Annotated in this window: 13 protein-coding genes and 1 tRNA gene; 5 read left to right on the top strand and 9 right to left on the bottom strand. The window is 57.8% G+C overall.

The genetic code is table 11. The features are described from left to right. Window positions 1-45 precede the first annotated feature (45 nt). Complete coding sequence (locus tag VGK23_06385; protein ID HEY3420163.1) at window positions 46-1,044, top strand: hypothetical protein; 999 nt, start codon at window positions 46-48, stop codon at window positions 1,042-1,044. 3 nt (window positions 1,045-1,047) lie between these two features. Here the strand turns inward: VGK23_06385 and VGK23_06380 are convergent, their stop codons facing one another. Further along, on the bottom strand, window positions 1,048-1,896 hold the full coding sequence (locus tag VGK23_06380; protein HEY3420162.1) for a ribose-phosphate diphosphokinase: 849 nt from the start codon (window positions 1,894-1,896) through the stop codon (window positions 1,048-1,050). A gap of 174 nt (window positions 1,897-2,070) precedes the next feature. Here VGK23_06380 and VGK23_06375 point away from each other — a divergent pair, with 174 nt between their 5' ends. Further along, window positions 2,071-3,747: an ATP-binding protein gene (locus tag VGK23_06375; protein ID HEY3420161.1), complete on the top strand. Its 1,677-nt coding sequence runs from the start codon at window positions 2,071-2,073 to the stop codon at window positions 3,745-3,747. A gap of 2 nt (window positions 3,748-3,749) precedes the next feature. Next, window positions 3,750-4,046, top strand: a complete 297-nt coding sequence (locus VGK23_06370; GenBank protein ID HEY3420160.1) for a DUF357 domain-containing protein — start codon at window positions 3,750-3,752, stop codon at window positions 4,044-4,046. A 3-nt stretch (window positions 4,047-4,049) separates the two neighbouring features. Here VGK23_06370 and VGK23_06365 read toward each other — a convergent pair whose 3' ends face one another. The 8 genes from VGK23_06365 to VGK23_06330 are packed head-to-tail and all read right to left on the bottom strand — an operon-like array spanning window position 4,050 to window position 11,732. Further along, window positions 4,050-5,354, bottom strand: a complete 1,305-nt coding sequence (locus VGK23_06365; protein ID HEY3420159.1) for a hypothetical protein — start codon at window positions 5,352-5,354, stop codon at window positions 4,050-4,052. Window positions 5,355-5,401: 47 nt separating this feature from the next. After that, complete coding sequence (locus VGK23_06360) at window positions 5,402-6,265, bottom strand: hypothetical protein (GenBank protein ID HEY3420158.1); 864 nt, start codon at window positions 6,263-6,265, stop codon at window positions 5,402-5,404. Window positions 6,266-6,268: 3 nt separating this feature from the next. Further along, window positions 6,269-7,456 carry a bifunctional phosphopantothenoylcysteine decarboxylase/phosphopantothenate--cysteine ligase CoaBC gene (gene coaBC / locus VGK23_06355; protein ID HEY3420157.1) on the bottom strand — a complete coding sequence of 396 codons (1,188 nt, stop codon included), beginning with the start codon at window positions 7,454-7,456 and terminating at the stop codon, window positions 6,269-6,271. 24 nt (window positions 7,457-7,480) lie between these two features. Then, window positions 7,481-8,140 carry a dTMP kinase gene (gene tmk / locus VGK23_06350; GenBank protein ID HEY3420156.1) on the bottom strand — a complete coding sequence of 220 codons (660 nt, stop codon included), beginning with the start codon at window positions 8,138-8,140 and terminating at the stop codon, window positions 7,481-7,483. Window positions 8,141-8,180: 40 nt separating this feature from the next. Next, complete coding sequence (gene gcvPB / locus VGK23_06345; protein HEY3420155.1) at window positions 8,181-9,653, bottom strand: aminomethyl-transferring glycine dehydrogenase subunit GcvPB; 1,473 nt, start codon at window positions 9,651-9,653, stop codon at window positions 8,181-8,183. After that, window positions 9,653-10,975 carry an aminomethyl-transferring glycine dehydrogenase subunit GcvPA gene (gene gcvPA, locus VGK23_06340; protein ID HEY3420154.1) on the bottom strand — a complete coding sequence of 441 codons (1,323 nt, stop codon included), beginning with the start codon at window positions 10,973-10,975 and terminating at the stop codon, window positions 9,653-9,655. Before gcvPA ends, gcvPB begins: the two co-directional genes overlap by 1 nt. Before the next feature lie 44 nt (window positions 10,976-11,019). After that, complete coding sequence (locus VGK23_06335; protein HEY3420153.1) at window positions 11,020-11,442, bottom strand: toprim domain-containing protein; 423 nt, start codon at window positions 11,440-11,442, stop codon at window positions 11,020-11,022. Next, window positions 11,439-11,732, bottom strand: a complete 294-nt coding sequence (locus tag VGK23_06330; GenBank protein ID HEY3420152.1) for a DUF167 family protein — start codon at window positions 11,730-11,732, stop codon at window positions 11,439-11,441. The genes VGK23_06335 and VGK23_06330 overlap by 4 nt, the downstream gene beginning before the upstream one ends. A gap of 110 nt (window positions 11,733-11,842) precedes the next feature. On the opposite strand from VGK23_06330, the gene VGK23_06325 reads away from it, so the two are divergent. Both VGK23_06325 and VGK23_06320 read left to right on the top strand, forming a co-directional pair. Continuing rightward, a complete protein-coding gene (locus tag VGK23_06325; GenBank protein ID HEY3420151.1) occupies window positions 11,843-12,532 on the top strand; it encodes a hypothetical protein in 690 nt (229 codons plus the stop codon). 78 nt (window positions 12,533-12,610) lie between these two features. Next, window positions 12,611-12,687, top strand: a tRNA-Lys gene (locus tag VGK23_06320). The last annotated feature ends 92 nt before the right edge of the window (window positions 12,688-12,779 follow it).

The following is a 12,779-nucleotide window of genomic DNA, read 5'->3' as shown; positions in this document are numbered from 1 at the left end:
CCCAACCAACAACAATATACTCCAGGCCCTACATTGAAAGATACCATGCGGCGAGGGCTGGCTATTGTGGTCTTGGTGGCATTGCTCACTATCGGTACCTTCGCCATGGCGTCCAACTCGGAAGGACAGGCGGATATCGCGCCTTCATTGGTGAAGACCGTACCATCCCTGAACACGACCGATGTCCTGGTGGGCATCTATGTCAACGGCATCAGCAACTTCGATTTCGGCAAAGGGGCATACTCTTTCGATTTCTATCTTTGGTTCATTTGGACCGATCCGAACATCAGCAGCATGAACTTCGAGATCATGAACGGTCATCCTGCCTATGCCAACGCTTTCCAGAAGATAATCGATAATACCAGTGGAGACATCAAGGAACAATGGTTCCGGCTCAGGGCCGACCTGTTCATACCACCAGATCTCAATGAGTATCCGTTCGAGTCCGGTGGGTTGAAGGTGGAGCTGGAGGATGCTGTCCTCAACGAGACCGAGCTGCACTATGTCTGGGCATCGGACTACAGCGGCTACGACGGTTCCAGCGTGGTCATCCCCGGCTGGAGGATAATGGATGTGGACTACTCCGTGGGCGAACACGCGTATACGTTCGGAGAGACATATTCCCAGGCGACCTTTGCCATCCAGGTGGAGCGGGACAGCCTCCCGGCGGCGATCCAGATAATCCTGCCCCCGATCATATTCTGCATGGTCTCCAGCCTCTCTTTCTTCTTCCGCGAGACGAAGGAATCGAATATCGGGCTCAGGCTGGGTCTCAACTCAAGCATGATCATCTCGGCAGTCCTTTTCTACTATGGGCAGCAGTCGACCCTGCCGCCGATGAGCTCTTTCAGCATCTTCGACGAGCTGATCATATCGGTCTATGTATTCTTGGGTCTGACCATAGCAGTGACCGTTTTGGGGGTGGTGGAGACGGATTTCTTTCGCCATCCAAGAAGGGTCAACTTCATCAATCGGTATGGCGCGGTGACCGCACTGGTCTCAGCGGTCATGGTCTTTGTTCTTCTCGAAGCCTTCAATGTTTGAGCATCACACGGCCTTGGCCACTTCCGGCGCCACTGAGATGACCGAGACCTCGCTCTCCAGCGTGTTGGCCGCGGTGATCTTATCACAATACTTCTTCAGCCGGTCCAGTGCTCCTCCCACAAAGAGGCCGTGGGTGCAGGCCGCGCTGACGCTCCTGGCACCCAGGCGCCTCAGTTCCTCGGTGGCGGCCACGATCGTTCCGCCGGTGGAGATGATATCATCGACGATCAGTACCTTCTTGTTCTTGGCGTCGATGTTCTTGGGCGTCATATGGACGTTCGTACCGGATAGCCGGGTCTTAACCAGGTAGTCCCACTCGCAGTTGAGCACCTCGGCGACCCAACCCGCCCGCTTGAGCGCCCCCTCATCCGGCGCAAGCACGAGATCGATGCCCTGTTCCTTGTAGAACCTGCCGATGGCCGGGGCGGCATGGGTATCGATGACCTCCGCCTGGTCGAACCAGTCCAGCATCGCATGGTTATGGATATCGACAAGGATGACCTTGTCCGCGTTCATCTGAATATGGTCGACCATTACCCGGGCCGACAGGGGTTCTCCCTTGTTGAAACGCTCATCCTGCCTGGCATATCCATAGTAGGGGATGACATTGGTGACCTTCTTGGCCCCCAGGCCTATAGCGGCGTCCTGCAGCAGGAACAGCTCGATCATCTTCTCATCGGGGTAGGAGTTCTGAACTATGACGACGTCGTCATCCAGGGATTCCTTCTCGATGCGAACGTAGCATTCCCCGTCTGGGAACCGCTTGACCGTCGCTGCTATGTATTCAGCATTCAATTCCGTGGCCAGGTCCATGGCCAGTTTGGTCGATGCCGATCCTCCAACAACAAGCATTCTTATCATTCAGTCATGCTGCTTCGGATAATTAATCCAATCGCATTTCCTGATGTTTTTTGGTCACTGACGGGACCTCTTAGAACTTAAATTCCTGGTCAAGGCGATTGTTACAATGCATCCACGACTGAGTTGCAAACATATTTATTCCATCCGCTTGATATGTCGGTCAGGATGGGAATGCAAACCAATTCAGATTTTGAATCTACACCAGGCCATGCCTTCTCTGAGGAAGAGGACAAGCTCGACCTCGAGCCGAAGCCAGAGGCGATCATTGAGGACCCAGGTACCGACGATCCAGTCGAAGCGGAGCCGTTGGTCCACCCTTCTGAGCTTGCCCCGGCGAAGGTGAGGGCGCCTTCCAAGCACATCGTCAAGGACGAAAAGTACGGCGACCTCGATGGTGTCGGCATCATCTACGGTAACGTCGGATCCACCGAGCTCCATTTCCGGGTCGACGGGGACATAGAGAAGATGGAGTATATCCAGATCAAGCATCTTCACGACGGTTGGGTGCTGGGTCAGGTGGTCGACGTAGAGAGGAAGACCGACCTGACCATTGAAAAGGCCAAGAAGATCTCCGAAGGGATGAATGTGGACATCGACGAGATGGTGGCCGCGACGGTCAACATCGTCGGTTTCCGTGATGACAGAGGACTGTTGCAGGTGCCCCGCTCACCGTTCAAGGCAGGGGACATGGTCTTCCGGGCCAGGGATGAGCTGATCAAGGATTGCATCGGTCTGAAGGAGCACACCAAGACCGGCGCCTATCTGGGCTACTTGTTTGGCCATGATATCCGGGTCGAGGTGGACATCAACGCCATGGTGCAGAAGCACGTTTCCATCCTTGCCAAGACCGGAGGGGGCAAATCGTTCCTGTGCGGCGACCTGATCGAGGAACTGATGAAGCACGACGTCACGGTCATGGTCATCGACCCGCATGGGGAGTATTCCGCGATGCGGGACATCGGCTCTGCGCCAAAGGGCGGCAAGGACTTCCACATCCTTCCCCAGGGCTTCGGGGAAAAGATCCAGGAGTTCGCGACGGACGTTTCCGTCAACAAGAGCGCCAAACCTCTCAAGTTCACCCTCGCGAACATCGACGCCCGCGAGCTGCTGGGACTGACCCAGATCAAGAACGGGAAGGTGTTCCTGACCGCTCTCCGCAAGGCGATCGATTCGGTCAAATCGGTCAAGAAGGATTTCGGGCTCAAGGACATCATTGCCATGCTGGAGGCTGAGGAGGATGCCGCCAACAACTCCCTGATCGCCGAGCTGGAGTACCTCAACGAGGTCAACATATTCGCTCCCCAGGGGACCCGCATCGACGAGCTGGTTGTGCAGGGCAAGATGACCATCATCAATCTCCGTGGGACTCCTCCAGACATCTCTGAGCTCATCGTCAACCGTATCTGTACGGCACTGTTCGAGCTGCGCAAGATCGGGAAGATCCCGCCGATGATGCTGGTGGCCGAGGAGGCTCACAACTGGTGCCCACAGCAGGGACTGGCGGCTTCATCGAAGATATTCCGGACAATTGCCGCCGAGGGCAGGAAATTCGGTCTGGGTCTCACCATCATTTCGCAGAGGGCGGCCAAGATCGACAAGAACGTCCTGTCACAGTGCAACACCCAGATGATCCTCAAGGTGACCAACCCCAACGACCTGAAGGCGATCCTTTCTTCGGTGGAAGGGCTGTCGGAGGGAATGGAGGATGACATCCAGCGCCTGCCGATCGGTGTCGCGCTGATCGTCGGTGGAAACATCCAGATGCCTTTGTTCGTCGAGGTCAGGCCCCGTGAATCGAGACATGGCGGAGAAAGCGTCGAGATCATCCCTACGAAGGGTTAGAGATGAGGCGGGACCAGATCACCGATGAGCACCTGGACCGCTATCTGGGCATAACCAGGCGGGCCCTGGACATGATCCGGGTCTCTCCGCCAGAACGCTCATTCAACCGGAAGCTGGCCGAATCGTTCCTGGAGATGGCGACGACCTATTACAACGACGCCAAGCACTTCCGTGAGGTAGGCGACTTCATCAATGCCTTTGCCTGTGTCAACTATGCCCATGGATGGCTCGACTGTGGGGCCCGGATCGGTCTGTTCGACGTCGGCGGGGATGACCAGCTTTTCACCCTTTACGAGTGAGGATCACTTTCCCGGAAGCTCTTCCAGGACCAGGTCCAATATTCTTTCCACGCTGTCATTGCCGACGCCATCGCGGCAGTATCCGGAGGTCAGTGTCAGGGAGCCACGGTAACCGGTCACCCCGAGCATCAGGTATGGCGGGAACATGATCGGTGTGGTGATGTAGGCGTCCGTTGGGTCCGACCCATCGAAGGCCAACCGTTCCGGTTCCAGTTTCCCGAAGTTCGATAGTAGCGGCATAGCTACGCCCTTGTTCGCCCGGCCCGCGGTCATCTGTTGCATCGCTGCACTGGCCTTGGGGTAGTTCATGAAGCGGAAGGGAATGCCGATGGCGTAGGCGCCGACCAATGGCGATCTGGCCTTCTGCCGGTTCATCACTTCTTTGACCCTCTCCAGCGTCTTGAAGAACTCCTCCGCGCTGGTGGGCGGTATGGCCGCGAATATGGCAGAACTCAGGTTGCCTATGACGTCCGTCGTTACCGGATTGTACCGTCTCAGGTCAACGGAGACCTGCAATGGAACGGGCGCGCTGCCGTCCACCGGGATGATCTTGAAAAGCGTACGGAAGTACGCTGCCAGCAACATGTCGTTAAGAGTGGCATCATGCTGTTTCGCAATATCTGTGATCCTTATTCCCCAAGCTTCGTCGATCCGTCTTACCGCCATGGTCCTTCTCGTGTTCGATGAGGATTTCACTGGCAACTGCCACGAACGGCCGACCTGAGTGTTCGCCTTGCGCATGAACCTCATCGCAGCCCGGGCGAGCCCGATCCTCATGCCCAGTCCGTACTTGTTCAGCACCGAACGCATGCTGCGTTCCCGTTCGTCTATTTTGGGAACGAATCCGGGGTCCCTCCCGAGGGCGTTGTAGATGCTGACCAGAAGATATGCATAGTTACGGGTTCCTGCCCCGTCGGCGCAGACATGGTTCATCTTGACGCACAGCGTGTCCTTCATTCCGCGGAACAATCTGACCTGGGCCAAAGGGTCCTTCCTCGGGTCCCCCGGAACCAGGATGAAATCGTTCAATTGTTTGTCGATATCGGACCCTTCGGCCACGGAAAAGCCCCATCCCTCGGAGCGGTCGACCGGCCTCCAAAACGGTTCCTTGCCCGTTTCATCGAGAAGGCAGCCGAGGACCGGGTGAGCCACAACACAGAGGTCCACCGCTTTGCGCAGCCTTCCCTCATCCAGTTGGGCCGCGCACCGGATGACGAAATGCAGTTGCTGGTCGGCGATCCCGCGTGAGATGTAGTTCATCAGGTCCTGGGATGTCGCCCTGTACTTCTTCCGCCTTTGAGAGGGCATGGGATCGGCACGTCATCTGTTTATTCGATATTTCTAAAGAACTATTTTCATTGGATCGATCTTGGACCTTGGACATCCACCTTGCTACGGTAGACAGGCCCAAACCTGCTGAGGACCTCCTCTAGGCGGCCGACCTCTCCGAAAGCGAATATGGAGTTGCCAAGCATCGACATGCTGGCCTGCCCGAATTTCTCCGCTGCTGCGATCGCCTTCAACGATTCGGGGGATGCGATACCGCTCTCGATGGCGAAACGTTTGGACAACCGGCAGAACTCGGACAGGCCAGTGCCGTGCTCAAACTCTTCCAGGCATTTCTTGCCTATGGCGTTGATCCTTTCTTTCATCCGTTCATCGGTAAGGACGTCACTGGTCTTTATCGGCGGTCCTATCTCGCAGAGGACCACCTCCGGTTCACCGTCGAACCTGTCCACCTTTCCCAGTGGCGGCAGGCCCTCCTTCCTGCGGAACGTCATTCCGCTGCGAAACAGCGCGGACACATCTCCCATGCCGGTGTGGTTGACTATCTCGGATTCATGGGCCGCCTCGAACCCTTCGTGGGATGGACGGTCCAGGAGCTTGCACAATGCCAGGGTCGCGGATAGGGCCCCGGCCGCACTGGTGCCGAATCCCTGCGATATCGGCAGGCCGAGCGTCGTCACCACGTTCAGATCGTAAGGTTCGGTCTTCAATATCCTTCTCAGAGCGTATTCGGTCACCGGGGCGAACATGGGCTTACCGTTGATGATCACCTCGATGCTGCCCTCGCCATCGGTGATCCAGACCTCGCTCCTTGCTCCCAGTTCGGTGCAGAAGCCTGCCCCTCTGGAGCCGGCGGCGAAGATATTGTCATGCTCGATGATCTGGAAGAATCCGGTGATGTGCCCTGGGCAGAATGCGATGGCCCTCCTCATGGTTCATGCCGCCTTGTCCAGGAGCAGGTCAGCGACCTCCCTTTTGGTCCCGGTCAGCCTCACATACTTCCCCTTGCTGGTTATGAACAGGACCGACGTCAATCCCGGTCGGACCTCGGTCAGGTCATTGGCCACGATGGCATCGAGCTTGTGCTGCTTGAGCCGCTGTTCGGCCTTTACCACCAGTTCGGTCTCGCCCATCCCGCTCTCGGCCTTGAAGCCGATCAGTTTGACCTTCTTCTTCCTGAGCAGCGGCAGGACCTTCACCACCGGTTCCAAGGAAAGCTCAAGTTCCTTCGGTTCGGATGATATCTTGCCCGCGGTCCTCTTCGGAGCGAAATCGGACAGGGCCGCTGGAACGAACACCATGTCGTGGGCTACCAGGGGCACCATCTTCACCAGGTCCTCCACCGTCACGAAACGCCTGGTCGGTATGTACGAGGGCAAAGCGACCGAGCACCGCCCCATCCACAGCTCCACGTCCGCGCCCCGTTCATGGGCCGCTTTTGCCAGTTCCACGGCCGTCTCTCCCGTGCCGCGGTTGGTTATGACCCTCATGTCGTCGATCGGCTCCTCGGAGGAACCTCCGATGACCAGGACCTTCTTGCCCCGGTAGTCGCCCTTTCCCAGGCGTCGGAGGACGGCCTCCACGATCTCCTCGTTGGTGGCCACCTTGGCCTTCCCCTCCTCCATCCGGGGCCCGACGAACTCCAATCCGATGTACTTCAGGGCGCTGATGTTGGTCTGGACTATGGGGTTGTCGTACATCGCCGCGTGCATGGCAGGGGCGATCATGATCGGTGTCTTGGAGCCCAGCGCCGTCGTGGCCATCGTCGTAACCGGTGTGTCATCGATCCCGCAGGATATCTTTGAGATGGTGTTGGCGGTGCATGGTGCGATAAGAAGCAGATCGACCCTGTCCTGGGCGCTGCCTAACAGGTCCACATGCTGCACCCATCCGTCGAGGTCGGTGATAGCTTCGTTTCCGGTGGCAAAGACCATAGAGCAGGGTGTGATGATCTTCCGTGCTTCCGAGGAGAGGACAGCGTGCACTTCCGCCCCGTGTCTGATCAATTCCCGGGCGAGCTCCAGGCATTCCACGGCCGCGATCGAACCAGTGATCCCCAGAACAATGCGCCTGCCGAACAATTTCTTGCTTTTGGCGCAGCGTATGGCCTCGGAGGGATGCATGCTCTACCAACTCCACCCTCGGACTTAAACGTTCTGCTGTACCGCCTTGAGCACTTCAGCGAACACGTCCTCCAACGGTCGGGAGGCGTCAATGACATGGGCACTGGGGTCGGAGACTGACATCTCCTTGTATATCGAAGCCACCTTCCTAAGGAAACCCAGCTTCTCGAACTTGCTCTTCTCGTCCCGGTCCTTCATGCGCTCCATCGCCTTCTCCGGTTCGATCATGAAGTAGAATGTGATGTCCGGGCGTCGTATGATCGGCGCGTTGACCGCCCTCAGCCAGAGGACCGCATCAGGCACCAGGCGTTCAAGCGTTACACCCTGGTATGCCAGTGTGGATATGTAATAACGGTCGCAGATGACGATCTTACCCTGGTCCACCGACCTGGCGATCTCCTGGGTGTGCTGGGCCCGGTCGGCCATGAACAGCAACGCCTCGGCGAAGTCGTTGACGTCCTCCTTGTTGGCCCGGCGGACGCAATCGCCGATCCATGAGCCGCTCGGTTCCGCGGTGAGCACCGTCTCCCGGCCGAAGGACTCGATCAGCTTGTCATTCAGCATCCTTGCGATGGTGGATTTTCCCCCGCCGTCGATGCCCTCGAAAACGAAGAAGCGACCTGTGACCTTGGTTGCCACGGACAGATGGGCCACGCCTGCCTCGGACCCGAGCGAACTGTTCATCGCCTCCTCATAAGAACGATGGCTAATAATATTCTGTTGTTCAGCGGGACCCCTTTTCCTCTTTCTCAATCGCCAGGTAATCCTTCCAGGTGAGTATCAGGTTCCGGGCGGCGAACAGTTCATCGACCCTGCCGACCGAAGTGTTGCTGGGCGCGGCGTGGACCACCTCCGGGTCCTCTCTCGATATCTGGATGAGGGTGTCCGCGAACCGGTCCAGGGTCTCTTTGGTCTCGGTCTCGGTGGGCTCTATCATCAGCGCCTCCTCCACCAGTGACGGGAAGTAGATCGTCGGTGCCATGTAACCATAGTCCAGAAGTCTTTTGGCGATGTCCAGGGCCTTGACCTTCCGGTCCTTCGCTTGCCTCCTGGCGCTGATGACGAACTCATGCTTGCGCAGCGTTCGATAGGGAAGGTCGAACTCCCCGGTAAGCTTGGACTTCAAATAGTTCGAGTTCAGGACCGCGGCCTGCGATATCTCGCTCAGGCCGTCCGCCCCATGCCTAAGGATGTAGGCGTAGGCACGCACCAGCACTGCGAAGTTGCCATGGAACGCCCGCACCTTGCCGATGCTGTCCGGTCTGTCGTAGTCGAGCCGATATTTGCCATCCCTTTCCACCACCCTCGGCACTGGCAGGAACTTCGTCAGGTGCTCCCTGACTCCTACCGGTCCCGCTCCCGGACCCCCGCCCCCATGGGGTGTGGCGAACGTCTTGTGCAGGTTGAAGTGCATTATGTCGAAATTCATCTTGCCCGGGGAGGTCATCCCCAAGATCGCGTTGAAATTGGCCCCATCATAATAAAGAAGGGCCCCGGAATCGTGAACGATGTCCGCGATCTCCCTTATCTGGTCCTCGAAGATGCCTAGCGTGTTGGGGTTGGTGATCATGAACGCCGCGGTCTTATGGGAAACGGCGTTCTTGAGCGCCTCGATGTCCACGCAGCCATCTGGGTTGGAAGGGATCTCCAGCACCCCGAAGCCGGCCATGGCGGCGCTGGCGGGGTTCGTCCCATGGGCCGAATCGGGTATGACGACCTCCGTCCTGTCCTGCCCGTTCGCCTTGTGGTATGCCTTGGCGATCAGCATGCCGGTGAACTCCCCGTGGGCACCGGCGGCCGGCTGCAGGGTGACCGCATCCATATCGGATATGGCGCAGAGAGCCTGTTCGAGCCGGTGCATGAGCCGGAGCGCCCCCTGGACGGTGTCATCGTCCTGGTACGGATGGATGGACGTCACCGAAGGCATCGAGGCCAGTATGTCGGCGAACTTGGGGTTGTACTTCATGGTGCAGGAGCCGAGCGGATACAGTCCGTTGTCCACCGAGAAGTTGCGCTGGGACAGGTTGACGTAGTGCATCACCACATCTCTCTCCGGCACTTCTGGAAGGCAAAGCCCCTTTCTCATCATCCCGTCCGGGACCGCGTCCTCCAGGTCCTTCTTCAGCCGGACACAGGGGTCGGAACCCCCTCCCAGCTCGAACACCGTCCTGGTATCGTACCTGGCCTGCCGATACATCACGCCACCTCCCGGAGGGCGGCGATCAGTTTGTCGTGGTCCTCCTCGGAGTGCATTTCGGTGGTGGCGAACAGCATGTGCTCGTTCATGCGGGGTATATGGCGTCCCAGATCGAGACCGCCGATGATCCCTTTCCTGGCGAGATGCTTGTTGAGCTTTTCCGGCCGGACGCTGGTGCGGACTACGAACTCGTTGAAATGGTATGCCTTGAAGGCCGGGGCGTCGAACCCGGGGAGCTCATCGATCCTGGTCATCAGGTTCCTGGCATTGCTGATGTTGGCCTTGGCGATCGCCTCCAGCCCTTTCGGTCCGACCACGCTCAGGTAGACCGCCGCCGCCACCGCCATCAGTGCCTCATTGGTACAGATGTTCGATGTCGCCTTTGACCGGCGGATGTGCTGTTCCCTGGTCTGCAGGGTCATGCAGAACGCCCTTTCCCCGGCATTGTCCCTGGTCATACCGATCAGGCGTCCAGGCATCTTCCTGACATGTTCCTTCCGGCAGGCGAAGATGCCCAGAAGGGGGCCGCCGAAGTTCATCGGGGACCCGAGTGATTGGCCTTCGCCTATCACGATGTCCGCCCCGTACTCTCCGGGAGGAGTGAGCAACCCGAGGGAGATTGGGTCCACGCCTATGACCACAGGCACGCTCGGAAACATCTCCTTGAGCCGCATGACCGCCGGATCGATGGTACCGAAGAAGTTCGGTACCTCGGCATAGACTCCGCAGACGTTGTCGTCCATCTTCTCCGCGAGAGAAACGGGGTCGAGGCCGCCGGTGTATGGGTCATAGCCATATTCGACCGCTTCCAGGCCAGGACCCCGGAGATAGTTGCGAAGGACGCTCTTCTTCTCCCAGGACATGGCCTCCGGGATCAGGAACCGTTTCTTCGGGAGGATACGATGACACATCGTGGCCGCCTCGCCCAGCGCCGTCGAGGCATCATAGTTCGATGAATTGACCACGTCCATTCCGGTGAGCTCAGAGACCAGGCTCTGGTACTCGAACATGGAATGGAGCATACCCTGGCTTATCTCGGCCTCATAGGGCGTGTAGGCGGTGATGAACTCCGAGCGCATGACGATGCTCTTGACGGCTGCCGGGATGAAATGGTCGTAGATCCCCGCCCCAAGGAAGCAGGGGGCCTTTTCCGAGTTCAGGTCGGCCGACAGCATCTCCCTTATGGCCCTGACCACTTCGCGTTCGTCAAGACCATCTGGCAGATCGAACCGGTCCTTCCGGATATCCTTCGGGATATCGGCGAAAAGTGCTTCCACGTCCCCGATGCCCAGCTCCTTCAACATCCTGCCGTCGATGGTCATTACGGTCAACGACTACGCATCGGGGCCGATAAATAGATAATTGCTCAGGATTCGACCGCGGCCGGTCCATTGACCTGGGCCACCAGTCTTGAGAAGAACGAGGGCAGGGATTCGACATCCTTTATCTCCCCTCCCACCACGTGGACCAGGCGGGAACGGGTGGTCGCCTCATGCTCGATGGCGTTCGCCCTCAGAGCGTTCTTCAACAAAAGGCAGAGCTGTCCTCCCTTCCTATCCCAGTCGGTGAGGATGATGGCTTTCTTCTTCCTGAGCGCCAGGTCCTCCGCTATGCCCAATATCCCGTCGCTTGATTGAACCTGTATGATCTCTCCCCTCACGCCCAACAGGTTCAATGCGCCCCGGTCACGTTTGCCCTCTACCAGCAGCACCACATCTTCAGGTCTGGATTCCAGCTCATCCAGAATGGCCGTGAGCTGTTCCAACGCCTCTTTCGGCCGGCGCATCATGCCTTACCCTCCAGGATCCTGAGCACCTCATCCCGTTGCCTACGGACCAAGACCGTCTTCATGCGGTTGGTCGACCCCCGTCCCAACTCGGCCGTGCCCAGCAATCCCGAGAAGAGTTCGATGAGCTCTTTGTTTGCCTTGCCTGCCTCAGGCGGTGCCCTGATCTTCACGATTATGCGGTTTCTCCACTCATCGATGCCTTGGATTCCGGACGAGTTCGAGTGAGGGGAGACCATGACGTCGATCTCCGTGCCCTCCTTGGTCTCCCGGACAGCCTTGGAGAAATCCACGGGCGAGCAAGCTCCTGCCCCTTAAAAAAAGGTTCCCCTTTGGCTATCATCAAAGGAGGAGAAATCCTGCTGGAGAACCCTCAAATACAATCAACCAAATCTATCCGATGATGAGCAACGGTCAGCTGCCGCCCCTTAATTACAATGATATCACAAAGATATACCGGACGGAACAGGGTTCGACCGAGATAAGCGAGATAAGAAAGGATTTCTACCCGTCCCTCCGCGAGTACATCGAGCGGATGAAGAATGAGAGCGAGGACGAGATCAGGCGCGACCCCTACTCCACGAAGGCGTCGTCCATGGCTAATGAGATCAAGAAGGTCACACAGAAAGGGAACCAGATCTTCCAGTTCCGGCAGAAGAAGGTGATGCTGATGGCGCTGCGCGAGTCGAACGGAGGCAAGGTGGACATCTCGAGGCTGACCGAGGAGGAAAAACACTTCTTCGACGACATCGCCGACCGGTTGAAAGTGGTAAAGGCGGCAACGATCGAAGGACAGGGCTATGTCCCGATGAGAACGTCGGCCGACGACTCGGTCTGCGGGTTGGTGGCAACAATGGAGGCGGAATCCCTGGCAAGAGGAAATGTGCCCGGGTCGGCCGGCCAAAGCGGCGCGGCGTCCGGTCTCAACGTCTTTGTCCGGATCATTCAGGACATTCCCTCATGGCCGGTGGGGGCAAGGGTCTACGTTTTCGCAAAGGAGGATGTGGTCAGTCTTCCGGCATCGGTCGGCTGCGAACTGGTGAAGAACGGCAAGGCCATAGAGATCGTACCGAGCATCAATGGCATGCACTAACCTGCCATGGATCGGTGACATTTTTTGGTCGGCCGGGCGATATGTTTATGTATTTTCAACCGATACCACGATTCCGCGGGGCCCGTAGCTCAGCTAGGTTGAGCGATCGGCTCTTAACCGATAGGCCATGGGTTCGAATCCCATCGGGCCCGCCATCTTCTTTATCCAGCTTGCCCAAATTCTGACCGAATAACGGGTCTATTCTCGCTTTTCGCCTGGCTCATTAGTACCGACTTCTTTGTTCTCA

The sequence above is a fragment of the Methanomassiliicoccales archaeon genome (genome assembly GCA_036504055.1).
In the GTDB taxonomy this organism is placed as follows: domain Archaea; phylum Thermoplasmatota; class Thermoplasmata; order Methanomassiliicoccales; family UBA472; genus DASXVU01.
The sequence above is the reverse complement of the archived record's forward strand: the minus strand, read 5'-3'. Positions and strand labels throughout refer to the sequence as shown.